The following is a 25,802-nucleotide window of genomic DNA, read 5'->3' on the forward strand; positions in this document are numbered from 1 at the left end:
CTAGACGGAAAGACCCCGTGAACCTTTACTACAGCTTTGCACTGAACTTTGAGCCTACTTGTGTAGGATAGGTGGGAGGCTTTGAAACTGTGACGCCAGTTGCAGTGGAGCCATCCTTGAAATACCACCCTGGTATGTTTGAGGTTCTAACCCAGGTCCGTTATCCGGATCGGGGACAGTGTATGGTGGGTAGTTTGACTGGGGCGGTCTCCTCCCAAAGAGTAACGGAGGAGTACGAAGGTGCACTCAGCATGGTCGGAAATCATGCAATGAGCATAATGGTATAAGTGCGCTTGACTGCGAGACAGACATGTCGAGCAGGTACGAAAGTAGGTCATAGTGATCCGGTGGTTCTGTATGGAAGGGCCATCGCTCAACGGATAAAAGGTACTCCGGGGATAACAGGCTGATACCGCCCAAGAGTTCACATCGACGGCGGTGTTTGGCACCTCGATGTCGGCTCATCACATCCTGGGGCTGAAGCCGGTCCCAAGGGTATGGCTGTTCGCCATTTAAAGTGGTACGCGAGCTGGGTTTAGAACGTCGTGAGACAGTTCGGTCCCTATCTGCCGTGGGCGTTGGAGATTTGAGAAGAGTTGCTCCTAGTACGAGAGGACCGGAGTGAACGAACCTCTGGTGTTCGGGTTGTCACGCCAGTGGCATTGCCCGGTAGCTATGTTCGGACGGGATAACCGCTGAAAGCATCTAAGCGGGAAGCCTCCTTCAAGATGAGATCTCCCTGGGACCTCGAGTCCCCTGAAGGGCCCTGGAAGACTACCAGGTTGATAGGCTGGGTGTGGAAGCGTTGTGAGGCGTTGAGCTAACCAGTACTAATTGCCCGTGAGGCTTGACCATACAACAGAGATGGTTACTAACGATTCGGATTGTGAATCCGAGAGACGCGCAAGAGCTCGAGAGAGATCGACTTGCGGTGTATTACTACAGAATGTTTCACCGACTTATTTGGGGTTACTGCAGATCGCAAGATCAGGCAAACGGCAGTAACAGGCAGCGCGGAGTCCACTAGAGAGGCTCATAAGACCACGCCAACCCAAGCCAGTTTGCCTGACGACCATAGAGTTGTGGAACCACCTGATCCCTTGCCGAACTCAGAAGTGAAACGCAACATCGCCGATGGTAGTGTGGGGCTTCCCCATGTGAGAGTAGGTCATCGTCAGGCTTCTAAATAAAAGAAAGGGCCACCCAGTCGGGTGGCCCTTTTTTTATTTACAGTGCCCGACGATGTCGTATTGCCTGGCATCGTGAGAGTAGGGCTATGGGGCGCGTTGGCGAAGCATTGCTTCGCGCGCCCCATAGCGACCGGCCAAGGATGGCCGGGCCGGGGCCGGAGCGAACATACTGAAGTAGCGCCATGGATGGCGACGCCAAAGCCAGCCGTCACTGCATACAGGCTGCTAAATAAAAGAAAGGGCCACCCAATCGGGTGGCCCTTTTTTTATTTTGGATACGGTGAATTACTGCCACTACCTCGCAGCGCAAAGCGCTGCCATGTGAGTCGTGCGCGACCCCGGACCAATGCACCGTAGGTGCGATGCTTGGGCGCCGCAGGCGCCGGGATGCCGTATCACGCACGCGATGGCGAGCGCAGCTCGACATCCAGTGTAGGTCTGCGGAATGCCAGGCGAAGTTCACTGTTCAGGCTGGAGCGCCAGCCCGGTTCCAATAAAAAAGGGCCACTCAATCGGGTGGCCCTCTCCAGGTTAGATGCGAGGCATTGCCATTCCCGCGCCAAGTGCGGGAATCAAATCCATCGTGCTGGGTTAAAACCTGATCACCTTATCAGCCAGCGGATAGACGGCGATCTGGAAGTCGGCGGCCTGCTCACGAAGCGAAGCGAGGCTCTGGTTTTCTGCACTGTTCCAGTATTGCTCGGCCTGCTCAAGGCATGAGAAGCGAGTGATCAGGCTGATAGGGGTGGCGGACGCAGAGTTGCTCAACATCCGCACCGGCTCGTCTTCAGTCACCATGTAAGCGGGCACTCGCTGTTGATAGAGGGACTGGTTCAGGGCGTTTTGGTAGTCCTCCAGTGCAGCTGTATCGCGAATGGAGCCACTGTGAACGAGATAGACCGGCTCATTGCAGGAATCTGAGCGGGCAAGGTCTTCTGTATCGTTGATGCTCACATAGATACAGCCGCTCAAAGAGCAGGCGCAGACGGCAGTAATCAAGGGTTTCAGCATGTGAATACTCGCTGTTGTCATTATGTTGCTTCTGTTAGACGCGGCACGAGCGGATTCCGATGCAGATGTCCGTTATTAACCGCTGTGAGGCCGGCGAATACCGGGTCGCAGCGGGCTCCTTGGGTACACTCCGCTGTCCATAAAACCAACAACGAGACCTCCGGTGGAATTGGGAGAGCTTTCCAACCTCACGATTGCCCTTTTGCTGCTCGCCTGCGTCGTCAGTGCGTTCGTTTCGGCCGTGACCGGAGGGGCGGGTGGCATTCTTATGTTTGCCGCGCTGAACGTGGCGATTCCACTGCGACTGCTGGTACCCATTCACGGTGCCGTACAATTAATCAACAACGCAGCCCGGATTTACTACGTCAGGGAACACATCCGCTGGGATTTCTGTATTCCCTTCTTCGTAGGTTGTACTCTCGGGGCGGTGTTGATGACCCTGGGGCTGGCGCGCCTGGACTGGCAGGAACTGCCGCTGGTCCTATTGGCTGTGCTCATTTTCTATACCGTTTTCAAGCCGAAACGGCTACCTGAGATCCGCCTGGCTCCGGGGCAATTTGGCTGGCTCGGACTTGTGACCGGGAGTTTCGGGATTCTGGCCGGAGCGGTAGACCCGTTGCTGGCTCCCTTCTTCGTTCGCCGGGATCTCACGCCAAAGGAAGTGGTGGCCAGTAAGTCGGTCATGCAGGCCTGGTGCCATGCGTTAAAGGTACCGGCTTTTATCTATCTCGGCTTTGCTTTTTCCGATCACCTGGGGCTGATTCTCGTCCTGGCTGTGGCGGCAGTAGTAGGCACCCGCATCGGCGTGGCGCTGCTCAATCGGCTCGATAGTGAGCTCTTCTTCAAATTAATGCGTGCTGCACTGCTGCTTGCAGGAGTGCGGCTTGTTTACCAGCTGACGGTGGGGTAAGACCAATGAGCGACTACCAAATCATCAACCCGTTCTCCGGGGACCTGATTGAGGAATATGCACTACAGGGGCGTGAAGATGTCGATCGCGCACTGGCGCTGTTGGTCGAGGGACGCAAGCGACAGGCGGAGACTCCGGCATTTGCCCGGTCCGATATTCTCCTGCGGTTGGCAAACCTGTTGCAGGATCGCAAAGAGGCGCTCGCCCGCCTGATTACCGAAGAGACGGGCAAGACGATCTCCGATAGCCGGGTTGAGATTGAGCGGGCCTACAACACTGCACTGGCGAGCGCGATGGAGGCCCGCGGTATCCACGGCGAAGCTCTGGATTCCGATGCCTTCCCTCCCCAGCGGGACAGAGTGGGCGTCGTCCTGTGGAAGCCGCTGGGAACCGTGCTCTGTATCACCCCGTTCAATTTCCCGATCAATATCGCCATGCACAAAATCGGCCCCGCCTTTGCAGCAGGAAATACCATCCTGTTCAAACCCGGGCCCCAGAACAAGCGCTCTGCAGAAATGCTGGTTCAGCTGTGTTACGAAGCCGGCATGGACGAGTCGGTGCTGCAGATGCTGATTCCCGATATCGATGCCACCAGCTATGCGGTGGCGCATCCCCAGGTGCATGCAGTGAATTTCACCGGGGGCACAGCCGCCGCGAACGCCATTGCAGCCCGAGCAGGTTACAAGAAGCTGCTGTTCGAGCTGGGTGGTAACGATCCATTGATCGTTATGGACGATGCGGACCTTGATGCGGCCGTATCTGCGGCGATCAACCAGCGCTTTGCCACTGCCGGCCAGCGTTGCACCGCCGCCAAGCGGCTGTTCGTACACAGCGCGGTCTACGAATCCTTTGCGGCCAAATTAGTGCAGGCGACCAAAGCTCTGAAGGTCGGCGACCCGAGCGAGGATGATACTTTTGTGGGTCCCCTGATCCACGAAGCGGCCGCCGATGAGGTAGAGCAGCGTATCGCAGCGGCGGTTGCCGCTGGCGCCCGTGTACTGGCAGGGCAGAAGCGGGAGGGGAACATCCTCTGGCCGACAGTGCTGGAAAACGTGCCGGATACGGCTGAGCTTGTTGCGGAAGAGACTTTTGGGCCTGTGATGCCTCTGCGCCGTTTTGACGACGTGGAAGAGGTGGTCTCACTGGTCAACAATTGTGCCTTTGGCCTGCAGGCCGGTGTTTTCACCCAGAACCTGTCAATAGCCAAAATGCTGTTCAATCAGCTCGATGTGGGGCTGCTGGCCGTCAATGATGGTCCGGGTTTCCGCGCCGAGCACTTCCCGTTCGGCGGCGTCAAGGAGAGTGGTGTGGGCCGTGAGGGGGTGCGCTATGCCATCCGTGAAATGAGCTACCAGAAGGCGCTGGTGATCTAGCAGGGGAAATTACCGGAGACTGGTGGCCGTGTTGCCCTTCGACATGACAGGCCATCAGTTCACAGTCCCTCGATCCGAGCTTGCGGGCCTGCTGCGCCTGTGGTGATAATTCCTGTCAGCAATGAAGTTCCGTCGCTAGCGTTTGGGACCAGCGTCCTGAGCGTGATCAGTGCGGCCCGGGGCTTCCCCAGCACAATAACAACAAGCTGACAGGAGATGATTCGTGGGCATATTGTTTCAAGACCTAAAAGGGCTTAGCCCTAAATCATCGGTGTCTCGCACTGTTTTCATGACGGTGGTGATGATGTCAGCGGCCTGCTCTCCAAAGGAGCCACAGTCGATGCGGGCGGAGGCGTCGGACGAAAGTGCGCAGCCCAGCGCACCCCGCGAAATTGCCCAGCTCTACCAGAGAACCTGTTTCAGTTGTCACAGCAGTGGCATCAATGGCGCCCCCCGAACCGGTGATCAGCAGGCGTGGGCGGCCCGTATGGACAAGGGGATGGACACTCTGGTCCACAACGCACGTGAAGGTTTTCAGGCCATGCCCCCACGCGGCCTTTGTTTCGATTGCTCCGATGAAGAATACGGAGACTTGATTCTTCTCATGGCCGAACAGGCCGATTAGCGCCGGTTGGAATCTCTCAAAAGACGACGTTGCGGTTGTGATTGGCGGCAATTTTCTGGTGAGTGGAAATTTCTGGGCTTTACTACGGTAAAACCACCCCTTTTCTGGTTGTGGGCAAAGTAGACCTATAGTTTTTCCTTATTGACTAGATTCCAGATATAAATTTCCAATCAATTCTCATCACGTTAGTATGTTGCTTAACGAGGTCGGCAGACTTCCGCAATTTCCAAGAGAAAGGAGAAATTCAGCATGACCAAGATCGATATCGGTATTGGCGCGAAGGATCGAGAGCATATCGCTGAGGGCCTGAAGAGGCTGTTGGCGGATAGCTACACGCTGTACTTGCAGACCCATTACTTTCACTGGAATGTGACCGGACCGATGTTCCGCGAATTGCACCTGATGTTCGAGGAGCAGTACACGGAGCTGGCAGAGGCGGTAGACGATATCGCCGAGCGTATCCGGACCCTGGATGTGTATGCTCCGGGTACCTACAAGGCCTTCGCGACCCTGACATCCATAGAAGAGGTGGTGGAAGTGCCGACTGCGGAGAAAATGGTAGAGATCCTGACCAAGGGGCACGAGCAGGTGGTGAAAACCTGTCGGGAAGTGCTCAAAGCCGCACAGGATGGGGAGGACGAATCCACAGTGGCGTTGGTCGGCGACCGGATGAGCGTCCACGAGAAAACAGCGTGGATGCTGCGGGCGACATCAAAGTCGTAAGTCCGGCTGTAGCAATCCCAGAAATGTACGGGCAGGGGCGGATAAACCGCCCCTGTTTCGTATCAGCGCCCCCACTTCCTGGCTCACGACAGGTGCGGTCAGTGCCCGGACGGTAAGTCCGTATTCCAGCATCTGCGACTCGCAGAGACTGGGTACGACGCTGACTCCCAACCCCTCCCTCACCATCTGTCCGATGGTGCTCAACTGGCTTGCTTCGCAGAACAACTGCATGTCACGCCCTGCCTTGGCAAAGGCCTGATCCGTCCAGCGCCGCACGGCGGAACCCCGGTTCATGGCAATAAACGGCGATGCCGCAAGATCGCTCCAGCACAGGGTGTCTCGCCCGGCCAGAGAATGGCTTGCCGGCACTACGGCGACGAAGCGGTCCTGCGCGAAAGGAATAAATTCGAGTCCACTCAGTTCGTCAGGTCGGAAGCTGATGCCCACTTCGGCCCGCCCCTCCAGGAGAGACTGCTGAACCCGCTCCATGACAACGTCCTCCAGGACGAGATTGATCTGCGGGTGCTCGCGGTGGAAGGCCGCCAGAAGCGCCGGCAGGCGATTCAGGGCAAATGCCGGGATCACCGCCAGCGCGAGCTGTCCTCGCTGAAGCCGAAAGCGCTGCTGCAGGGCGTCGAGGGATTGATCCCAGCTGCGCAACAACTGTTCCGCCCGCTCCAGGAATTCTGTGCCCTCGGGTGTCAGTGCCAGCTGGCGGCTGTCGCGGCTGAACAGTGGCCCCCCGACACTGGTCTCCAGGTTACGTATGGAGATGGATAGGGCGGGCTGGGAGACATGTAGCTGGGCGCTGGCCCGGGCCAGGCTGCGTGTCTTCGCCACGGTGACGAAGGCACGGAGCTGCTTGATGGTGGCATTCATGGTGACCGCTTCTGTGGTGTTGGTTTAGATTAAACGTAACTTATCAATAGTTTAAAAGTTTAAATTATATTTAAGTTTCAGACCAAGGCATGATTGTCCCAGCTGTCAATGCCCCCTACGCTGGGTGCATTCAACAATAAGGAACCGATGAGGTCAGTCGAGATGAGCAACAACAGCACCCCTCTCTGGGCCCCGACGCCGGAGGCCATCGCCGCTACCCAGATGGATCAATTCCGTCGCCAGGTCAACGAACGTTTCGGCCTGAGCCTTGCCGACTATGACGCCCTGCACGAGTGGTCTGTGGCTGAGCGGGAAGAGTTCTGGAACACGCTGTGGGACTTTGGTGAGGTGATCGCCGATACACGCGGTGAGCGGGTGCTGGGTAAAGATTCCATGCCCGGCGCCGAGTGGTTTCCCGATGCCCGGCTCAATTTTGCCGAGAACCTCCTGCGTTACCGGGATGACAAGACGGCACTTGTCGAGAGGCTGGAGAACGGTCGTCGCCGCAGCCTGAGTTATGCCGAACTCTATGAGCGCGTGGAGCGCTTTGCTGCTGCCCTGAGGCAGGAGGGTGTCGAAAAAGGCGATCGTGTCGCCGGATTTATGCCGAATATTATCGACACGGTCGTAGCCATGCTCGCTACCACCAGCATTGGCGCTATCTGGACCTCCTGTTCACCGGACTTTGGTATCAATGGCGTGCTGGACCGGTTTGGCCAGGTGGCCCCGAAGGTGCTGGTCGCCTGCGAGGGCTATTTTTACAACGGCAAGACCATTGATTCCCTGCCGCGCCTGCAGGAGATTCTGGCTCGTATCGACTCGGTGCAGAAGATGGTGGTGGTGCCGGTCGCGCGCTCCGGGGAAGAAACCCGCGCCGCGCTTACCGATATGGACAAAGCGATCAGCCTGCCGGATTTTGTTGATTCGGCACCCGAGGCTCCGCTCACATTTGAGTACACAGAGTTCAGCCATCCTCTCTATATCATGTACTCCTCAGGTACCACCGGTGTACCCAAATGCATTGTGCACGGCGTTGGCGGTACGATCCTGCAGCACCTGAAGGAGCACCGCCTGCACTGCGACCTCCGCCGCGAGGATGCGTTGTTTTACTTCACCACCTGCGGCTGGATGATGTGGAACTGGCTCGTGAGTGGGCTCGCCTGCGGCGCCACGCTGGTGCTCTACGATGGTTCACCTTTCTATCCGGCGGCGGAGACGCTGTGGGACATGACGGACGAAGAGGGCATCAGTGTATTCGGTACCAGTGCCAAATACATTGCTGCGTTGGAGAAGGCCGGCTGTAAACCCCGGGAAAGCCATAAGCTGGAGCGGCTGCGTGCAGTCCTTTCTACAGGTTCACCGCTGGCCCACGAGGGATTCCGTTACGTGTACCGGGATATCAAGGAAGACCTGTGTCTTTCCTCCATTTCTGGTGGCACCGATATCATTTCCTGCTTTGCCCTTGGGAACCCGGTGCTACCGGTCTACGCCGGTGAGCTCCAGTGCCGCGGTCTGGGTATGGCGGTGGAAGTGTGGAATGACGATGGCCAGCCGGTGCTGCAGCAGAAAGGGGAGCTGGTTTGCATCAAGTCTTTCCCCTGTATGCCCATCGGCTTCTGGAATGATGAGGATGGCTCCAAGTACCACGGCGCCTATTTCGAAAGCTGGCCCGGTGTCTGGGCTCATGGCGACTACGCGGAAATCACCGAACATGGTGGTGTCGTGATCTACGGCCGCTCTGATGCTGTGCTGAATCCAGGTGGTGTCCGCATCGGCACGGCAGAGATCTACCGCCAGGTAGAGAAGGTCGAGGAAGTGCTGGACAGTATCTGTATCGGGCAGGAGTGGAACGATGATGTCCGCGTGGTGCTATTTGTTGTCCTGCGTGAGGGCGTAGAGCTGGACGATGAGCTAATCCAGAAAATCCGCACCACCGTTCGCGCCAATACCACGCCCCGACACGTTCCTGCCAAAGTCATTCAGGTCGCGGACATTCCGCGGACCATCAGTGGCAAGATTGTGGAACTGGCTGTACGCAATGTGGTACACGGCAAGCCGGTTAAGAACCAGGAAGCCCTGGCCAACCCCGAGGCGTTGAAGCTATTCGAAAACCTGCCTGAACTGGCGCAGTAACAGGCTAGAGTCAGTCGGCGGGGGATACCCCGCCGGCGTTTCAAAGAAGCGGCTGCGCCGCCACGGTTTACAGTCCCTCTCACCGCTCTCTCTGTCGCGGCTGCCATTCAGTTACCCGCCAATCTGCGCTACCCTTCCCACAGCAAGCATTAATAACATTAAGGGAATACACCCATGGTCACTTACCTCTATTGGGCCGCAGTGATTGCCCTCGTCGTTCTTGCGCTCTTCGTGGGAAGCCGGCTCGGCAGTCTCAGTAAAGGCGCCATTGTGGCGGGTATTGTTTTCCTGATCGGCTGGCTCGCCTATTTCTTCCATTACGAGCAGGTCTTCGTGAAGCGCTTTGGCGGAGTGATGCGCATAAGCGTGCCAGACGGGCAGCAGCATATCGGCGCCACCTGGAAGGAGGATAACCTCTGGATCCAGAACTACGACCCGAAGACAAACACCTGTATTTTCTCAGAATACTCCAAGGGCAACCTGCTGGAAGGTCGGGTGCTGATCAAAAACTGCAACCCACTAAAGGGGAACAGTCCGGCAATGCCCTGATTTTCCGCCCTCAGGGCTGACCATTGCGCTGGTAACCACAAATAGCGCGGCCGGCCCGCGCACTTTCTGGCTCAGGCGGGGTCACAGAAAGTGCAGTGGCTTCCCTATGGCGGGGCCACGTGTCGCGCGATAACACACATAATGTTAACTGGCCTGGATGCCGATCATCAGAGCAGCACCTGCGGAAGGATCCCTTGCGACGTATTTTCGCTTTTCTCCTGATCACCCTGTGCTTCGCCTTGCCCTCGCAGCGCCTGGAGGCCATCCCTTTTTTTGATCAGTTGCCGGGTTTCAAGGTGCGGGTCGAAGGGGATCGTGAACTGCAGGAGTGGCTCGACGATGAGTTGAAAAAATTACGCAAGGGAAATGCCGTCCTCAAAAGCTATGAGGATCCCCGCGATGTGGCCCGTTATGAGCAAGGGAACCTGCAAAAGCTCATGCGCTCCCGCGGTTACTATGATGCCAGCGTTCGGCACTCCGTTTCCGACGGTAAAATCACCTATCGGGTAAACCCCGGCCCTCTATACCTGATCAAGAGCATTTCCATCAACATGCCGGAGCGCCTTCGGCCGGGATTTAGCGGTGTTCCGCTGTCCGTGGGAGATCCCCTGGAGGCCGAAAAAGTACGGGCGGGGGTCAAGGCGATAGAGGACTTTCTTCACCAGAATGCCTGCCTGCTGACCGTGGATGTAAGCTACCAGGCCACGATCATCCGCAGCGAAGCCCGTGCAAGGTTGGTGTACCGGGTTGCTCCCGCCCCTGAGGTTGCGGTGGGCGAGGTGAGAATCGAGGGCCTCAGCACCATCGATGAGGATTTCCTGCGGGACAAACTGCCGGTCTCTTCAGGTGATTGCTTCAGCAGGCAGAAACTCGATGCCGCCCGATTAAAGTTACTGCGTACTAACCTGATCACCAGTATTAACAGCCAGGTCTCTGAGCCGTATGCGGGCCAGGTGGATGTGACCTTTGTGGTCAAGGAGCGCCGTCACCGTACCGTCCGGCTTGGTGTCGGTTATTACTCCAGTGAAGGCGCCGGTGTGTCGGCCGGCTGGGAGCATCGCAATGTCTTTCATCGCGGCGAAAAAATTGAAATAGAAAGCAAGGTCAACCCGGTCCAGCAGAGTCTCAAGGCCCAGCTCACCATACCGCAGTTCCTGCGTGAGGATCAGAACCTTGCCAGCAAGATCGAGCTCTCCAATGAGGATCGGGATTCCTACACCGCTGAATCACTGACGGTTGGCGCCACCGTCTTTCGCACCCTGAGCAAGCACCGCACTGCCAGCGTGGGCAGCGAACTGAAATTCAGTCGGGAAGAGGAAGAGGGCATACCCGGTAGCGAGAACTACCAGCTGCTGTCTGTTCCTCTCGGTCTCAAGCTGGACACCACCGACAATATCCTTGATGCGCGCCGTGGCGCCACGGCAGCCCTGGAGCTCAAGCCGTATATCGATGTGGGAGACACCGATATCCGCTTCCTGAAAACAACCACGGTATTGACGGGGTACAAGACCGCGGAGGCCATGCGTTTTGAACCCACAGTTTCGCTCAGGGTAAAAGCCGGGGTAATTTCCGGGCTGAATAATTTCGAGTTGCCCGCCGACGAGCGCTTTTATGCTGGTGGCGGTGGCTCAGTGCGTGGCTATGCCTACCAGTCGCTGGGCCCCCGCCCGCTGCTCGAAGAGCCGGATGGCACCTTCAAGCTGGGTGATCCGATCGGTGGCAGGGCGTTGAGTGAGATTTCACTCGAGGGGCGTTTGCGCTTTTCCGATACCTGGGGCGGTGTGATTTTCGTCGATGGCGGAAATGCCTATGCGGATCCGAGTCCGAACTTCTCAGACCTGTATTGGGGGGCGGGTATTGGTGTCCGTTACTTTACCTCCTTTGCACCGTTACGGCTGGATGTCGCCTTCCCGCTGGACAAGCGCGATGATCTTGACGACGACTTCCAGGTGTACGTGAGCCTGGGGCAGGCATTCTGATATGTGGCAGTCGCTCCGATCCCTGCTCTCCGGATACCTGAAGTCACTGGGGGTGCTGCTGCGCAGTCTCTGGCAGGGACTCAGCGGGCGGGGTTCACTGGTTTTCAGCCTTTTCTTTGTCGTATTGCTGGCCGTACTGTTTCTTCTGGGTACTGAGCCGGGAAGAATCGCCCTGACCCGCATGGCATTGATGACCGCCGAGGAGGTGGTGGAGGGGCTCGACATTGAAACCGGAGCGCTATCCAGCCCCGCGCTGGGAAGCTGGGAATTCGAGCGTCTGCGGGTCGACTTTGAACAGGAGAACCTGACCCAGGCGGAGAATCTTGCTGTGGCTGTCGACCTGACAGCCCTGATCCGCGGGCGTATCGATATCGCGCATGTGCGCGCAGACACGCTGCGTCTTGATAACGATACGCTCACACGTTTACTTGAGACACTGGTCAGCGAAGACCAGCCACCGCAAACGTCAGAACCTCTCTCTCTCCCAACAGTGCGAATCAGCGAACTCCATATCGGGCGCCTGCACGTGCTCGATGAAAGGCTGCAGGAGCTGCCGGTATTCAGCGTGGATGGCAGCGCCTCCCTGAAATGGCCCGACACGCCAGGGGGGCTCAATCTGCAAGTGTACGAAGTGGACGGGAGTCAGCTGCGCCTGGATCTCTCTGCCAGTGAGCGTGAATCCGGGGCCGTCACTGTTGAACTCGACTTGTCGGAGGATGCCCGGGGTTTCCTCGGCCGGCTCCTGCAGCTGCCCGAGGCGCAGGCTCTGGATGCCGAAGCAAAGTTTGACTTGCGGGAGCAAGACTCCGGCAAGTGGCAGGTGGAGATTGGCACCCTGAGCCTGCCCCTGGTCGAACACCGTTTCGCGTTGAATGGTGCTTTGAACCTTACCCTGTCACCCTGGCAGGTGGATTCTTCCGGACTGACGCTCGAGGTGGATGAAACCCGCCATTCCATCTCCGGTAGCGTCGGGGATGGAGGCGTGGATGCCGAGCTACAGTTGCGAAAACTGCCATTGTCTATTTCCCGCCCGTGGCAGGATGTTTTACAGGGCGGTTGGCTGTCTGCGGACCTCAGTGTCCGCGGCCCCCTGGCGCTGCCGGAAGTATCCGGCGTGATTGACCTGAGTACGCACTTCCGCCAGCGGCCGTTGCGATTGCAGGGGCGCCTGGAGACGGAGGAAAAAGTCCTGACCGTGCACTCGGCGAATCTCGAATATGCCGATGCGGCGCTGGAAGCCAGCGGCCAAGTTGACCTTGGCCGCGAGACCATCGATCTCGAGGGGCTCCTGGCTGGGATGACGGTGGCAGAGCTGAATGAACTGGCGACAGCATTTACTGAAACAGCACCGTTACCACCGCAGCTGTCCGGCGATGTCGAGCGGCTAAAAGTCAAAGCGACCGGCCCGTGGAGTAACCCTGCGTTTACCGCCGAATTGCAGGCAAACCCGGCCTATGAGGCTTTCACTGCCCGACTCAGTGCGGCAGTGGAAGGGGATCTCAAGTCCGTGAAAGTTTCCCAGTTGAAGCTGGAGGGCGAGGGCCTCTCCCTCGGCGCAACTGGTGTGGTCGATATCGATGGGCAGACCCTGAATATGAAGCTGCAGGTGGCTGCACAGGAATTCAGTCCATCGGAGGCGCTGGGACTTTCTGCGACCGAAGGGCTGGTGATTACCCTCGACTCCTCCGCTGTTGTCAGTGGCCCCTGGAAAAATCTGCGCATTACCAGCGACCTGACTTCCTCTGGTCGTTACCGCCAGTATCGCTATCGGCTGGAGGGGGCGGCTGCTGGTGACCTGGACAAGATCGAACTTGATCGAATGCGGCTCGAGCTCTATGCCGGCGAGCCGACCCTGGCCGAGCCGCTCAGCCTGCGCGGCCCACAGTCCCTGATCCTTCGCGATGACGAGCCGATAAAAGGCGGCTATCCGCCCGAGGCCGTGGCGGGGCTGGCGGCGGAATCGGAGCAACTGGGGCGTGCGGGTTCGGCTTGGCTCGAAGTGGATGGGATTGTCGAACCGCGCAAAGCGCGGGCGGACCTCACCGTCTCGGGGCGCAATATCCCGGTGTCCCTGGCCCAGCTGGCGGGCGTCGAACTGCCGCCTTCTCTGGAGGGGGAGGTAAGCCTGGACGGTGAACTCACTGGTCCCTTTGCCAGGCCCGAGGGCACCCTGAACCTGTTGGCCGTCGGGCTTTTCCGGCGTGAGCCCTGGCATTTGCAGGGCACTATCGCCTATGCCTCCGGAGCCCTTCAGCTGTCGGCGGTCGAGTTGGTGTGGGCTGCGGAGAACCAGCTCTCTGCCGAGGGGAGCATTGACAGTAAGACCCTCCAGCTAGATCTTCGCGGGCGTGGTCGCCTGGCGGATTTACCAGTGGACCTGCCAGCGGATATCCGTGAAAACGGCAGCATCGAGCTGTGGGCGACGGCTTCCGGCAGCCCCGACAATCCGGAGCTCGCCGGCGAGCTGGTGATCAACAGTCAGCGGGCTGAGAATGTACGGGGCGGTGGTGAACCCCTGGGCCTGTCCCTGCAGTGGCAGACGCGGGGCGACAATCTGGAGCTCTCCCTCGGTGCCAGCCACGGCGAGCGACAGGCGGCGGAGGCGGATGCCGTGCTTGAGGTAACCCCGCTGTTGAAGCAACTCACAACGCCGCGGGCCGAGGGCGAGCCAGCTCCACCGCTGCCATTGAGGTTGGAAAGCCGCGGCACTGCAGACTTGTCCGTGGTGGCGGCCTTCATTGACCCCGATATTCACGCTTTACGCGGGCAGCTTAACTTTAGTCTGGATGCCGATGGAACCCTCGCAGAACCGGAACTGGAGGGCGGAATTGAGCTGCAGGATGGATCTTATGAGCACCGGCCGACCAATACCCGCCTTCGCCGTATCGACTTTCTCGCACGCCTGACCCCCGAGCGCTGGGTGATCGAGCGGGCGCGGGCCGAGGACGGTGAACGGGGCAGCATCAATCTCGGCGGCGAGGTGCGATTTGCGGCAGAGAGCGCGCCGGAACTCGATTTTCGCCTGCGTGCCGAGAAGGCCCAGTTACTCAATACTCCCGCTGTGCGCGGCGCCATCTCCGGTAACCTGGCGCTGACCGGCACCACGGAAGCATCCCTGCTGGAGGGCTCACTGACCCTGCGCCCACTCACCGTTCAGATTGAGCAGATGATTGGCAGCAGTGTGCCTGAAATTGATGTGGTCGAGGTAGAGGTGGACGGGCCGCCGGTGGAAAAATCCCGCCCGTTCCTGGACAGTATTGCGCTGGCAGTACAGGTGGTGCTGGACCAGCAATCCTACGTCCGTGGTTTAGGCCTCGATTCAGAGCTGGTGGGCACAGTGGCAGTGGAAGGCACTGCGGCCAAGCCCCGGGCTGCGGGAGCACTGCGCATCGTGCGCGGTAATTTTGATTTGCTGGGTAAGCGCTTCGAACTTCAGGAGGGGCAGATTCAGTTCGAGAATAATGTCGCTGCGGTTTACGTGAAGGGGCGTCACCAATATACCGATGGTGAAATTATCGCGGAAATCTCCGGTAGCGGTGACGATATCGACATCACATTCAGTTCTACCCCGGCGGCCGCACAGGACGAGATCTTCGCACAGTTGCTGTTCGGGAAGCAGCTGGCGGATATCTCGCCACTGCAGGCCGTGCGTCTGGTGAGCGTCGTGCGGACCCTGCAGGGAGGCGGGGCGGCAGCCTTTGACCCGGTCGCCAAGACCCGCGAGCTGCTGGGGGTGGACACCCTGGATGTGCAGTCCGAGGAAACCGATGAGGGTGACCAGTATGCGCTTAGCCTCGGTAAGTACATCACCAACCGTATCTATATTGAGCTGCAGCGCAGCACCGACCCCCTCAACCCCTGGGAGGCGAAAATGCAGATCGAGTTGCGTCGTAATCTGAATCTGCAGTTCAAGTCTGCTGATGAGAGTGAAAGTGGTGCCGGCAGTGTGGAGCTGCAGTGGAAGAGAGACTATTAATCTTCATGGCTGGAACCGGGAATGGTTCCGGTAGTGGCGGACACTGGGAGTGATCACCCGATGAGATTCGGTGTTGTTGTTCTGGCTGGGGGCTTCTCCAGGCGTTTTCGTGGAGATAAACGACTCGCCACTATTGACGGAAAGCCGATGCTGTTGGCCACACTGGAACGGGTTCAGCAGGCGCTGGCTGATTTCTCCGGGTCAACCCTTCGGGTGGTCATTCGTGCCCGTGATCCACTGATCGAACACCTGCTTAATCAGCGCGGAGTGATTGCAACACACGCGCCGGCCTGGCCGGTTGGGATCGGTGCCAGTATCACTGCGGGAGCCACAGCGCTGCTTAACAGCGAGCCCGATCTGGATGTGATCGCTGTCATCCCCGCTGACCTTCCCCAACTCTGTTCAGAGACTCTGGTGCGGCTGTTGCAGGAAAGTCAGCGAGACAGACTGACGGTACCGGTATGTCTCGGCGAGCCGGGTGAGCTTATCGCCATCGGGGCGGACTTTTTCCCGCTCCTGTCCTCACTACCGGTGAGGCGCGGCCTGAAAAAACTGTTGCGGGACCATGCTGAGCGGGTTTATCACCCTTTGGTCAGTGATACGGCGATTATCCGCTCAATCAATTCACCCGCAGATTTTCAGGCAGTAATTCAGCCGGGTCCAATTGATAGAAGCCTCGGAATTCATCGTATAGATCGCTGTGATACCGCTGGAGTTCGTGGGGCCTGACGAAAAATGCCTCAGTGGCAACGGCAAAGAATTCCGCTGGAGACACAGCGCCGTAAAGATCCAGCACACTCGGTACTTCCTCATCTTCAGATAGGCCGGCGCTGATTTCCTGGAGCCGTCGGTACTCTTTGCCGAGCACCGCAGCCCAGTTACGGCCCTGCCCGTGGCCGCTGAATACGGGACGGCCGTCAAAGGCACCATCCTCTTCATCCAGCTTGTGCGCGAACTCGTGTAGCGCCACGTTGCGCCCATGTTCCGGGTGCTGCATGTCCTGCTGCAAGTCTGACCAGGAAATGACCACTGGCCCCAGGTAATGTGCTTCTCCCTCCCGGGCGCTGTCACTGGTAGTTTCTATGTAGCCATCTATATGCGTTTCCCGGGCTACATAGGTGCCCGGGTAAACGAGCACGGTGCGCAGATCCGGGTAGCACTGGTGCTCGCGCCGCAGAAGTAACAATGCCGCGAAGGTAGCAATACTCACACGGATTTCTTCCGTCATCGTAAGGCCCTCGCAGCCGACAAATTCCTTGTCCTGAATGAAAAGGCTGATGTTGCTTTGCAGCTCTTTCTGCAGGGGAAGGGGAAGATGGCGGTAGAGGGGCAGGGCGCGGGCGATTAGTGTTCTCTGTGTCTGGTTTAGGGGGCGGGACCGCAGATAACGGAAACGCGACTGCCGCCAGAGGTAGGGCACCACCCAGATCAGCACTGCCACTGCCACGATAGCGAGAAAAGTGGTCATTATGGCGTCCTCCCTTGCAACTTCTTCACGTGACTCGGCGCCGTGCTCTCACTTGCCGGAATCTGCGGGGTCTTCGATCTTCTCCGGGGCAGCGATGTATTCAGTGGAGGTTGCCTGCTTCAGTGGTGCCACCGTAAGAGGTTTACCTGCGTATTGTATCCGCGGTATGAGATAGGGTTCGAACACCGAGGTGTCCGGGGTATCGCTCAGCCAGCGACGACAGAACTCACGGCTTGCCGGGGCGATCATGGGAAAGCTTTTTTCGTGATAGCGGGCTGTGTGCTCGTGGGCGGGCAGGGTAATGATGGAACAACTGAGTAACTGGCCATCATCCCAGGGTTTATAGAGTCCGCAGAAAAAAAAAGGCAAGCCAAAGCCGAACTCCACCGGGTGTTTTCCGTGCTGGCTCTCCACCCAGGCGGTAGCAGGAATCAGGCAACGGCTGTGGCGGTATTCCGGTCGCTGGGGCAATTTGCGCCAGTTACTGTTGATGGACCAGTATTTCTTGTGAGGACGGTAGTCCTCTCCATCCTTCTGCAAGTACAGATGCCAGATGGCGTCCTCTACCTCCGGCTCTCCATGGCGAGTGGTAACGATGCTGATCCGAGAGGTGGGACGGTGACGCTTCCCATATCGCATACGTTCCCGATGCCGGGCGCCGACTTGCTCGAGAAAGCGCTCGATACCGGCGTGATCATCTGTGTCGAAGAGGCTACACATGGTGAGATTGTAATTGTTGTCGTTGATTAGAGCGAGACGGAGTTGAAGCCATATTGACTCAGGTTAAATACCTGCTGCCCTCCCAAACACAACTTCTGTTCCTCGTCAGAGATTTTCCATTTTCATACCGCGAATATCCGCATCTCAAAATGCATTTCTCGGATGAGGGGGGCGAAGGCGCCATCATTCTTGTAGCTCAGCCATCTTGGTCTAGATTTGGACGGGGCAATAGACGCTTTTCCTTTGCAACAGATCAAATAAACGGATCGAGCTGTTGGTTAAATAATAACCTGTTCCTTCATTCCGCCGTGGGACACCGGTAGGTAGACCCAGTAGATATGAAATAAACATGGAATGCGGTTTATCGGTGGTCAGAAAAGGAGATTTGAGCGACTAGTAGAGCGAATTGCCCGTTAAGACAGATAATAGGAATAAGTTACTGTGGGTCATAAAGCCGATAAAACTCCCGATGGTGGTTTCACCCTCCTTGAGCTGATGATTGCAATCGCGATCGCTTCCATCCTATTGACCATTGGCGTGCCAAGTCTGAGAAGCTTTTTCGAAACTCAGGAGCTGAAAAGCGCTGCTGAGCAGACCTATTCCCGTATACAGAGAGCTCGCTCTGAAGCAATCAGCCGCAAAGCGGAAGTCGGAGTCAATTTTTCGGCCGATGGAAGTACCACCTGGGCATATGGCCTCACCGACACAAACTCAGGTACCTGTAATACCGCTGAGACAGATGCCTCGCAGAGTGATGCTTGCACTGTGGCTGTCGACGACGGTGACGGCGCTGTAGATGGTATTGATGGCGTCGTAGATGTCGCGGATAAAGTCCTCATGCGTTTTACCAGTGCAGAGCATGCGGGTGTCGAGATGACGCTGCGCGGCTTTACCAATGGAAGCAAAATCATCTTCGAACCCCTCCGAGGCACCGCAAGAGAGATTTCCGGCAACGTCAGTACCGGCGAAGTCCTGCTTCGGTCAAATAGTGGCCGACAACTGATGATCAAGGTTGGTTTGTTGGGGCAGGTAAGGATCTGTTCTCCGGATGGAAGTTTGATTGGTTATACGGATGGGGCCCCAGGCAACGACTCGGACTGCTGACATGAGAATGACCCACCACCGCGGCTTCTCCCTGATTGAATTGATGATCTCCCTGACCATCGGACTTATCGTGCTTGGGGCGGCCTCGACTGTTTATGTGAGCACCGTTGTCAATAGTGGTGCATCGATTTCAGCCAGTCGTCTCAACCAGGAATTGACCACTCTCATGAGCATAATGGTGCAGGATATCCGTCGCGCAGGTTATTGGCGCGATGCCGCATCAGACCCCACACAGAATCCGTTCAATACCTTCGATGTCACTGCGCTGGCGGTCAGACCTTCTACGGCGGATCCAAGCGGAGTTGGCTCTTCCGGTCAGTGCATTCTTTATGCCTATGACTCGAACGAAAGTGGGCTGCTGGACAATGAAAACTTGTTTGGATTCAGGCTGAATAATGGCGTTGTGGAAATGCGCTTGAGTGGCGTTAATACGAATCCCCGTCATGACCTCTGTAGTAATGCCGGGGATCGATGGGAGCCGGTAACAGATGGCAACCTGGTCAGAATTACCAGCCTTACTTTTGACACCCGTGATGCCATTGCGCCCTCGACCTGCCTGAATGCCCGTGAGCCTGATGGGCTGGACAATGGCGGAGATAGCGGAGTAGATGATGTGAGGGAGTATGATTGTTACGACACAATCCCTGCTAGTGGGGACCTCACAGTTGAGACGCGCCAAATATCCATAAGCATCGAGGGTGTACTGGCAAGTGACACTGATGTCAGGGTTTCTGTGAATCAGCTGGTCAGAGTGAGAAACGACCTGGTGAGGAGAAGGTAATGTACAGTGCCCAACGCAACTTTGCATCCCTGACGGGGCAGAGGGGGGTCGCTACGCTGATATTTTCAGTGCTTATTTTGGCGCTCACAGCAATAGTGACGCTGACCACATTTGAGTTTGTTCGCCAGGAGCAGGTGCTCTCGAATAATGATGGTCGCTCCAGACAAGCCTTTGAGGCTGCAGAAGCAGGCCTCGCGGAAGCGCTCGCCTATCTGGGTAAAGGGCCCGACCGTGATGATAATCAAGTGATTGACCCAGTCTTCGATACAGATAACGACGGTCTGGGAGACAGCAATACAGCAGCTATTGGCTCAGGAAGTGTGGAGGTGGCTACCGCCGATAATGGTGGCCAGATTGTGGTGACTGCCACGGGCTTCAGTGATGATTGGTCGGCCACTCATGTTGTCAGCCAGCGTCTGGGTGTTACCGATCCACTTCCCAATGACCCGTCAAACCCGATGATTGCAAAAGGTACGGTTATCATTAACGGCTCAGCAACCGTACACAATCAGGAGGGGCACAGCACGATCTGGAGTGGTGGCGAGGTCGATTTGGGCTCAAATAATGCGACAGCTACCGAGGTTCCCGATATGGGGGATGCTGGTTATCCGCTGTGCATGGATACGCCAATGACCTGTACGACGATCTCTTCATCCAACAAGCTGAGTGTCGGTCTGGACGTGCTCGAGAACGATACCAGCCTTGGTAATCTTACACCTTCCGAGATGTTTCAGAATTTCTTTGGCATGACCCCGGATGCTTACCGTAACTCTGGTTTGGTGACATTAGAGTCTTCTCCTGACAGTGCCAATGATGATGTCCAGCTTGCGACCCATGAGGTAATTTGGGTAGATGGGGATGTAACTTTCACCAATAACACATCTGTCGGCTGCACAGTTTCGGTCAACGGCAATAATCTGTGCAGCCCTGCCGATACTGAGCCATCGATACTGATCATTGACGGTAATGCCTCTTTTGAAGGAACGCCAAACTTTCATGGTCTGGTGTTTGTTACCGGCAATGCAAGTATTACGGGCAATATGTCAGTAGTCGGATCAATAGTCATTGCTGGAGACCTGTCCAGTGACGCGGGTGGCAGTATGGATGTTTTTTACAATTCCGATGTCTTGGCAGACTTGATCAATGCCGGAAATCGGTTTGGCGTGGCGGGAACCTGGAAAGATTTCTAGTGACGGTGTGTGGTCAAATGGAAAAGTCTAATGATTGATGCAAAACCGGCGCTTTTATCCTTAAAAAAGTCAAGGGGTGTTGGCTTAATAGAAGTCTTGATTGCAATGTTTGTATTGGCGATTGGTGTGCTGGCCCTGGGAAGGATGCAGGGTGATTTCTTGGGAATCAGCGCCACCAATAAAGCCCGGGCAGAGGCATTGGCGATTGCGCAGGGGCGCCTGGAGGACATGCGCAACTATATGCACGTAGCCAATACGCTGGCAGAGTTCAATGCCCTCTATCCAATTGCAGTGAATGCCAATGTGCAATCAATTGATGGTGTCAACGCGACTTTCCGTAGAACGGAGACAGTCGCGGCCAAAGGAGAGCTCAGGACCGTCACAGTAAACGTCGTATGGGAGAATGCCAGGGGAGAGACCGAGAGCGTCTTACTAGATACTGAGTTGGCATATAACTCGCCGGGTGCACCGGCCTCTCTCGCGGTGGTTCAGGAGGGGCCGCTCGTTCCGTCACCAACTGGGCGAGCCAAGTTAGGTGAGGGTACCCTGCCTGACGGTGCGGAGACCACGCCAAATAATGATGGTACAAAGATGTACATCGCCGACGGGGACCGAAACCTTGTTTCCGGGGATAAGATCGTACTGACCCTGGAGGATGCCTGTAGTACAGCGGGCGGAACCTGTGAAAATTTTGTTCAAATTAGGGGGAAGGTCTATATCGATAACGGGACGCAGAAATCGCTTGACCCCGAAGATATTCATTTGCAGGCATCCGATGCTGCTTTCTGTACCCGTTATTATTTGGACTCAGCTGGCGAGGCCCAGACGCTGGATGGTGCGAATTCCAGTGATCTTTTAACCGCAGAAGGCGACTATACCTACTTTCATTACACCTGTTATCTCGGTGGTGGCTGGCACGGCAATGTTGGAATCTTACTGGCGGGTGGGATCAAGCAGAGGGATAAGGTTTGCCTGGGCGATCCTGTTTCCCAAAATGAATGGGAAGCTCCTGTAATTGCCGTTCGCCGCGCGTACCGCGGGATGATTTATGGAAAAGACAGCGACGGAACTCCTCTTACAACCGACAGTGGATACATCTATACCTCATACGGTATTGCTGATGGCATTGTGCTGCCGGATCCAGACACAGATGATCATTCCCATGATTTCGTTATTTCTGCGATGTCCGCTGAAAGCACTGAAGGTGCAAACTGTATCTCTCAGTCAGTGATGGTGCGGGGCGATGCCAATATTGATGGCATACCGGGTGACCTCTTTACGGGCAATCCTCACGATTTTGTTTGCTTGAATGATGGCATGCTCGATACGTATGACCCCGATAAGTATGGTCACGACACCACCTGTCCCTATGATCCCACTAGTCCACCCGTAGAGCGTCATATTCTCAGCGGGTTGGTAGATGTTTCGGTGCAAGACCCTCAGATCTTTTCCGAAGAGGTGCTGGCTTCAATCAGTGTGAACACCTCCGATGGGCCAGGTAACTGCCTGTTGGGTTTGTTCTCCGGAGGCGGCAGTCAGTACCAGGCAAATTTTGAATGTGACGTGTACGATTGGGGAGCTGGCTGGAACGGGATGATCTACACAACTGCACAGGGAAATGAGTTGAAGCTCTCATGTTCGCCAAGCCCACTGCCGCTTACCGCTGTGACCGATGATGATGTGGTCAGTAACGTTGACTGCGTCGTCGACAATTACGCATTGATCAGTGGCAGGGTTACAACCGTCGATCAGAACAAGGTCCTGTCTGCGGTCTCAATTCCCGATGGTCACTGTAGTGTCAGCAATTCGGGATTGTCTTATGAATGTGTGACCGGTGCCTATGATGTTGACTGGGATGGGACCCTGACTTTCCTGCTGAGTGATGGTGTTGTTTGTGCCGCTATTGGTACAAGTCCTAGCGGCAGCCTAACTCTTGTAAATGGATCAGGCAGCGCGGATGCAGTAGCGGTGGCTATCACTGGCTACAATCAGCTGGATATCAATATTCAGGATCGTGTTAACGACTGTCCAGGATGAGGGTAGGGGTAGCTTTGCTCAAAATAGAATGTAGCCGTGGGCTGGGTAATGAATAGTAAAGGTTTCACTCTGATTGAACTAATGATCGCAGTAGCAATTGTGGCCATATTGGCTGCTATTGCGGTTCCGTCTTATCAGGATTCAGTCAGGAAATCCCGTCGCTCTGATGCTACCGCCGCCCTGTTGCGGTTACAGCTCGAACAGGAGAAGTTACGCGCTAACTGTCGATTTTATGCCGGCACGCTGGCCGGGGCGGAGAGTTGCGGCACAGATGCTGCTAGCAGTAGTTTGAACTTCAGTACAGCTAGCGAGAAGGGCTTCTACAATATCTCCGTGACTGCAGCCAGTGGCAATGGTTACACCATCACCGCGGACCCCACTGGCAGCCAGGCTGCTGATACTGACTGCGATCCCATCCAGTATGTCTATCCTGCTGGCACGAAGACGCCAGCTGGCTGCTGGGACTGATCTCTGCGCGCCCTCTGTCCCCCCGGAGTCTTCCATGCTCTGGCCGCTGAGACTCTGAACCGGTTAATGAGTTATCTCTGAGCCGTAGCTGGCGGGGTCCTCTTTGTGGCTTCTCTTTTTTTCTCGTTGCTGTTTCTGTTGGTGAGGCAGCGACGAGCACTGGACAGGTCACACTCTGGTTCTCATCATCCAGAAGATTCCTTTTTGCTCGCGAGTGATGTTCTGGTGGCAATTTGGTGATGGTGGTGTTGGCGCGGATGGATTCGAAACATGCCAGGCATGTTCCGCCCCTTTGGGATGGCTTGGTCTCACTTTGCTGGTGCTAGTTGATCGAACCTGAGGAGGTTCGTTCACCGCCCTACCTTGTCATACAAAAAAGGCCCCATCCTTTCGGATGCTTTTGCTGGGGTGATGTGGTGTCGGTGGGGGGAGGATGGACTCGAAACACGCCTTGGCGTGTTTCGCCCCTGCGGGCTCGCGGCGGGCCGCTCGGTCTCAACTCGCTGGTGCGAGTTGATCGAACCTGGGGAGGTTCGTTCACCGCCCGACCTTGCTATACAAAAAAGGCCCCATCCTTTCGGAAGGGGCCTTTCTTTGTATGGCGCGCTCGGGAGGATTCGAACCTCCGACCGCCTGGTTCGTAGCCAGGTACTCTATCCAGCTGAGCTACGAGCGCGTCGTTGTGGTTGCGAACTATAGTGAGTTGTCCTGCTGGAGTCAACTCTTTTTTTAAGTCTCTTTGAGAAAAAAGTCCTTAAAAATCCGCAAGTTACCGGGCTTTCCTGCCTTCCTCGGAGAGGGCCTTCGACCTCGATAGGGCGCGCATTCTGCCGTGGGTTTCGGCGCTTTGCAAGCCCTATTTTTAAAATAGTCGCTTTTCCCGTGATGGGCCTCACCGGGCGGCCTTGGAGCGCGTCGGAGCGCTCAGCGTCGGAAGAAACGGAGTAGCTCCTTTAGCGGCAGGGTGTTGAGGACATCCCTCGGCTCCAGCCATCCGCGCCGGGCCTGGTCTACACCGAAGCGCAGGTAGTCGAAGCCCCGGGTGCTGTGGGCATCGGCGGCAATCGAGACCTTTACGCCCAGGTCGCGGGCCATGCGGCAGCCCTCGTCAGTGAGGTCCAGCCTTTCCGGCTGTGCATTGAGCTCAACGGCACACCCCCGCTCGGCGGCGGCTTCCAGAATCATTTTCAGGTCAATGTCGTAGGCCTCCCGCCGGTTGATCAGGCGCCCGCTCGGGTGGGCCAGGATATGGCAGTGGGGGCTGTCCATAGCACGGAGGATGCGCCGGGTCTGTTTCTCCTGAGTCAGATCGAATTTGTGGTGTACGGCGCAGAGTACGAAATCCAGCTCCGCGAGTACGCTGTCGGGAAGGTCCAGTTTGCCGTCCTCGAGGATATCGACCTCTATGGATTTCAGTAGCCGCAACTCGCTGAACTCATCGTTCAGCTTGTCGATTACCTCCAGCTGCCTGCGCAGGCGCTTTTCATTCAGGCCGTGGGCCACCGTGAGGTGTTTGGAATGGTCGGTGATGGCCAGGTACTCAAGGCCAAATTCCATGGCCGCTTTGGCCATGGCTCTCAGGGTATCGTGGCCGTCGGTAGCATTGGTATGAGTGTGCAGATTACCGCGCAGGTCTTTCAGGGTGACCAGGTCTGGTAACCGGCCGTCCCGAGCGGCGTCCAGCTCTCCATGATTTTCCCGCAATTCCGGGGCGATCAGGGGGAGGCCAACGGCTTTATAGACCGAGCTTTCTGTCTGGCCAGCGATGCGCTTGTCCCCCTCAAACACACCGTATTCATTGATCTTGTAGCCCCGTTCCATGCCCAGCTTGCGCACGGCGATATTGTGATCCTTGGAACCGGTAAAGTAATGCTGTGCAGAACCGAAGCAGACCTGCGGGACCAGGCGCAGATCAACCTGCATCCCGGATCGCAAATACACCGTGGAGCGGGTCTCGCCCTGGGAGTCGACCTCTGCGACCTCATCGTATCCGGTGAAATGCTCCATCACGTTGTTGTCGGCTTTGGCAGTGACCAGGATGTCCAGGTCGCCGACGGTTTCCTTGCGTCGCCGGTAGCTGCCGGCGATGACGATATCTTTTACGCCTCTGGCTTTTTCTAGATATTCCACCAGCGGCGTGGAGATCTGTTCGGCTTCGATCAGTTTGGTGCGTTGCTCATTGCCGGAGAATTTTTTCAGGCGCCGGCGGATCTTTTCTTCGCTTTTTTCCCCGAAGCCCTCCACTTCTTGCACCTTGCCATTTTCTACCGCTTCCCGCAGTTCCTCGAGACTGTCGATGCCCAGGGCCTCATGCAGTGCTTTGACCCGTTTCGCACCCAGTCCCTGTATTTTCATCAGCTCGCTGAGGGCCGGTGGCGTGCGCGCTTCCACTTCCTCCAGCAGAGGGAGCTCACCACTGGTCACCAATATTTGGATTTTTTTGGCGAGGTCGTCGCCGATATCCGGTAGCTCGGTAAGGTCGACATCATCGGCGAGCAGGTCAGCCATGCTGCGGGGGTAGCCACGAATGGTACGCGCGGCATTGCGATAGGCGCGTACCCGGAAGGGATTGGCGCCCTCGATCTCCAGGAGGTCGGCCAGCCGATCGAAGCGATCGGCGATTTCGCTGTTGTGCATCGGCATGGCAGGCAGCTCGTTCTTCGGGAGTGAGTTTTATTGCCGGTGC

General features: G+C 56.7%; 19 protein-coding genes, 1 tRNA gene and 2 rRNA genes (1 of these 22 cut by a window edge). 16 read left to right on the forward strand and 6 right to left on the reverse strand.

Annotated features, from left to right (window positions below; translation table 11 throughout):
* Together AUP74_RS10305 and rrf are read left to right on the forward strand one after the other, a co-directional pair.
* Window positions 1-855 (forward strand): 23S ribosomal RNA (locus AUP74_RS10305) (it extends 2,024 nt beyond the left edge of the window).
* Between the two features lie 209 nt (window positions 856-1,064).
* A 5S ribosomal RNA gene (rrf, locus tag AUP74_RS10310) occupies window positions 1,065-1,180 on the forward strand.
* 601 nt (window positions 1,181-1,781) lie between these two features.
* On the opposite strand, the gene AUP74_RS10315 is transcribed toward rrf, so the two are convergent.
* The gene (locus AUP74_RS10315; protein WP_083260920.1) at window positions 1,782-2,222 is read right to left on the reverse strand and encodes a DUF1330 domain-containing protein; all 441 of its coding nucleotides are present in this window, start codon (window positions 2,220-2,222) and stop codon (window positions 1,782-1,784) included.
* A 142-nt stretch (window positions 2,223-2,364) separates the two neighbouring features.
* Between AUP74_RS10315 and AUP74_RS10320 the strand changes: the two genes are divergently transcribed.
* The 4 genes from AUP74_RS10320 (at window position 2,365) to AUP74_RS10335 (ending at window position 5,832) form a co-directional block, all read left to right on the forward strand.
* Entirely contained in the window at window positions 2,365-3,111 is a 747-nt protein-coding gene (locus AUP74_RS10320) for a sulfite exporter TauE/SafE family protein (RefSeq protein WP_069947500.1), read from the forward strand.
* Window positions 3,112-3,116: 5 nt separating this feature from the next.
* Complete coding sequence (gene safD / locus AUP74_RS10325; RefSeq protein WP_069947501.1) at window positions 3,117-4,484, forward strand: sulfoacetaldehyde dehydrogenase SafD; 1,368 nt, start codon at window positions 3,117-3,119, stop codon at window positions 4,482-4,484.
* Between the two features lie 223 nt (window positions 4,485-4,707).
* Window positions 4,708-5,109, forward strand: a complete 402-nt coding sequence (locus AUP74_RS10330) for a c-type cytochrome (RefSeq protein ID WP_226999760.1) — start codon at window positions 4,708-4,710, stop codon at window positions 5,107-5,109.
* A 249-nt stretch (window positions 5,110-5,358) separates the two neighbouring features.
* The gene (locus AUP74_RS10335; protein ID WP_069947502.1) at window positions 5,359-5,832 is read left to right on the forward strand and encodes a Dps family protein; all 474 of its coding nucleotides are present in this window, start codon (window positions 5,359-5,361) and stop codon (window positions 5,830-5,832) included.
* Here the strand turns inward: AUP74_RS10335 and AUP74_RS10340 are convergent.
* Window positions 5,821-6,711 carry a LysR family transcriptional regulator gene (locus tag AUP74_RS10340; protein ID WP_069947503.1) on the reverse strand — a complete coding sequence of 297 codons (891 nt, stop codon included), beginning with the start codon at window positions 6,709-6,711 and terminating at the stop codon, window positions 5,821-5,823. The two genes, AUP74_RS10335 and AUP74_RS10340, sit on opposite strands and share 12 nt — an antisense overlap.
* Before the next feature lie 162 nt (window positions 6,712-6,873).
* Between AUP74_RS10340 and AUP74_RS10345 the strand changes: the two genes are divergently transcribed.
* The 5 genes from AUP74_RS10345 to AUP74_RS17560 all read left to right on the forward strand — a co-directional run bounded on the left by AUP74_RS10345 (window position 6,874) and on the right by AUP74_RS17560 (window position 16,077).
* A complete protein-coding gene (locus tag AUP74_RS10345) occupies window positions 6,874-8,844 on the forward strand; it encodes an acetoacetate--CoA ligase (protein ID WP_083260922.1) in 1,971 nt (656 codons plus the stop codon).
* Window positions 8,845-9,018: 174 nt separating this feature from the next.
* Window positions 9,019-9,393, forward strand: coding sequence for a hypothetical protein (locus AUP74_RS10350; protein ID WP_069947504.1), 375 nt, complete (start codon window positions 9,019-9,021; stop codon window positions 9,391-9,393).
* A 194-nt stretch (window positions 9,394-9,587) separates the two neighbouring features.
* A complete protein-coding gene (locus tag AUP74_RS10355; protein WP_069947505.1) occupies window positions 9,588-11,372 on the forward strand; it encodes an autotransporter assembly complex protein TamA in 1,785 nt (594 codons plus the stop codon).
* A gap of 1 nt (window position 11,373) precedes the next feature.
* Window positions 11,374-15,348, forward strand: coding sequence for a translocation/assembly module TamB domain-containing protein (locus AUP74_RS10360; protein WP_069947506.1), 3,975 nt, complete (start codon window positions 11,374-11,376; stop codon window positions 15,346-15,348).
* A 60-nt stretch (window positions 15,349-15,408) separates the two neighbouring features.
* On the forward strand, window positions 15,409-16,077 hold the full coding sequence (locus AUP74_RS17560) for a nucleotidyltransferase family protein (protein ID WP_158514561.1): 669 nt from the start codon (window positions 15,409-15,411) through the stop codon (window positions 16,075-16,077).
* Here AUP74_RS17560 and AUP74_RS10370 read toward each other — a convergent pair.
* Both AUP74_RS10370 and AUP74_RS10375 read right to left on the reverse strand, forming a co-directional pair.
* Window positions 15,968-16,816 carry a M90 family metallopeptidase gene (locus AUP74_RS10370; protein WP_069947508.1) on the reverse strand — a complete coding sequence of 283 codons (849 nt, stop codon included), beginning with the start codon at window positions 16,814-16,816 and terminating at the stop codon, window positions 15,968-15,970. The genes AUP74_RS17560 and AUP74_RS10370 overlap by 110 nt on opposite strands.
* A 48-nt stretch (window positions 16,817-16,864) precedes the next feature.
* On the reverse strand, window positions 16,865-17,536 hold the full coding sequence (locus AUP74_RS10375; RefSeq protein ID WP_069947509.1) for an SOS response-associated peptidase family protein: 672 nt from the start codon (window positions 17,534-17,536) through the stop codon (window positions 16,865-16,867).
* Window positions 17,537-17,977: 441 nt separating this feature from the next.
* Between AUP74_RS10375 and AUP74_RS10380 the strand changes: the two genes are divergently transcribed.
* From AUP74_RS10380 to AUP74_RS10400, 5 genes are read left to right on the forward strand one after another with little or no spacing between them, the layout of a single operon-like run.
* Window positions 17,978-18,640, forward strand: coding sequence for a GspH/FimT family pseudopilin (locus AUP74_RS10380; RefSeq protein WP_069947510.1), 663 nt, complete (start codon window positions 17,978-17,980; stop codon window positions 18,638-18,640).
* 1 nt (window position 18,641) lies between these two features.
* Window positions 18,642-19,421 (forward strand): PilW family protein, encoded by a 780-nt coding sequence (locus tag AUP74_RS10385; RefSeq protein WP_069947511.1) that lies wholly within the window; start codon window positions 18,642-18,644, stop codon window positions 19,419-19,421.
* Window positions 19,421-20,611: a hypothetical protein gene (locus AUP74_RS10390; RefSeq protein ID WP_069947512.1), complete on the forward strand. Its 1,191-nt coding sequence runs from the start codon at window positions 19,421-19,423 to the stop codon at window positions 20,609-20,611. Before AUP74_RS10385 ends, AUP74_RS10390 begins: the two co-directional genes overlap by 1 nt.
* A 30-nt stretch (window positions 20,612-20,641) precedes the next feature.
* The gene (locus AUP74_RS10395) at window positions 20,642-22,648 is read left to right on the forward strand and encodes a prepilin-type N-terminal cleavage/methylation domain-containing protein (protein ID WP_145924372.1); all 2,007 of its coding nucleotides are present in this window, start codon (window positions 20,642-20,644) and stop codon (window positions 22,646-22,648) included.
* 48 nt (window positions 22,649-22,696) lie between these two features.
* Window positions 22,697-23,116, forward strand: a complete 420-nt coding sequence (locus AUP74_RS10400) for a type IV pilin protein (RefSeq protein ID WP_069947514.1) — start codon at window positions 22,697-22,699, stop codon at window positions 23,114-23,116.
* A 599-nt stretch (window positions 23,117-23,715) separates the two neighbouring features.
* Here AUP74_RS10400 and AUP74_RS10405 read toward each other — a convergent pair.
* Both AUP74_RS10405 and polX read right to left on the reverse strand, forming a co-directional pair.
* Window positions 23,716-23,792 (reverse strand) — tRNA-Arg (locus AUP74_RS10405).
* A 248-nt stretch (window positions 23,793-24,040) separates the two neighbouring features.
* A complete protein-coding gene (gene polX / locus AUP74_RS10410) occupies window positions 24,041-25,759 on the reverse strand; it encodes a DNA polymerase/3'-5' exonuclease PolX (protein ID WP_069947515.1) in 1,719 nt (572 codons plus the stop codon).
* Window positions 25,760-25,802 lie beyond the last annotated feature (43 nt).

It is taken from the genome of Microbulbifer aggregans (genome assembly GCF_001750105.1).
GTDB lineage: Bacteria > Pseudomonadota > Gammaproteobacteria > Pseudomonadales > Cellvibrionaceae > Microbulbifer > Microbulbifer aggregans.

What these genes read in the sequence shown, in the direction of transcription:
- AUP74_RS17560 (WP_158514561.1), top strand. Translation starts at nt 15,409, where the DNA reads ATGAGATTCGGTGTTGTTGTTCTGGCTGGGGGCTTCTCCAGGCGTTTT.
- AUP74_RS10370 (WP_069947508.1), bottom strand. Translation starts at nt 16,816, where the DNA reads ATGACCACTTTTCTCGCTATCGTGGCAGTGGCAGTGCTGATCTGGGTG.
- AUP74_RS10390 (WP_069947512.1), top strand. Translation starts at nt 19,421, where the DNA reads ATGTACAGTGCCCAACGCAACTTTGCATCCCTGACGGGGCAGAGGGGG.
- AUP74_RS10400 (WP_069947514.1), top strand. Translation starts at nt 22,697, where the DNA reads ATGAATAGTAAAGGTTTCACTCTGATTGAACTAATGATCGCAGTAGCA.
- safD (WP_069947501.1), top strand. Translation starts at nt 3,117, where the DNA reads ATGAGCGACTACCAAATCATCAACCCGTTCTCCGGGGACCTGATTGAG.
- AUP74_RS10360 (WP_069947506.1), top strand. Translation starts at nt 11,374, where the DNA reads ATGTGGCAGTCGCTCCGATCCCTGCTCTCCGGATACCTGAAGTCACTG.
- AUP74_RS10335 (WP_069947502.1), top strand. Translation starts at nt 5,359, where the DNA reads ATGACCAAGATCGATATCGGTATTGGCGCGAAGGATCGAGAGCATATC.
- AUP74_RS10395 (WP_145924372.1), top strand. Translation starts at nt 20,642, where the DNA reads ATGATTGATGCAAAACCGGCGCTTTTATCCTTAAAAAAGTCAAGGGGT.
- AUP74_RS10350 (WP_069947504.1), top strand. Translation starts at nt 9,019, where the DNA reads ATGGTCACTTACCTCTATTGGGCCGCAGTGATTGCCCTCGTCGTTCTT.
- polX (WP_069947515.1), bottom strand. Translation starts at nt 25,759, where the DNA reads ATGCCGATGCACAACAGCGAAATCGCCGATCGCTTCGATCGGCTGGCC.
- AUP74_RS10345 (WP_083260922.1), top strand. Translation starts at nt 6,874, where the DNA reads ATGAGCAACAACAGCACCCCTCTCTGGGCCCCGACGCCGGAGGCCATC.
- AUP74_RS10375 (WP_069947509.1), bottom strand. Translation starts at nt 17,536, where the DNA reads ATGTGTAGCCTCTTCGACACAGATGATCACGCCGGTATCGAGCGCTTT.
- AUP74_RS10340 (WP_069947503.1), bottom strand. Translation starts at nt 6,711, where the DNA reads ATGAATGCCACCATCAAGCAGCTCCGTGCCTTCGTCACCGTGGCGAAG.
- AUP74_RS10315 (WP_083260920.1), bottom strand. Translation starts at nt 2,222, where the DNA reads ATGACAACAGCGAGTATTCACATGCTGAAACCCTTGATTACTGCCGTC.
- AUP74_RS10385 (WP_069947511.1), top strand. Translation starts at nt 18,642, where the DNA reads ATGAGAATGACCCACCACCGCGGCTTCTCCCTGATTGAATTGATGATC.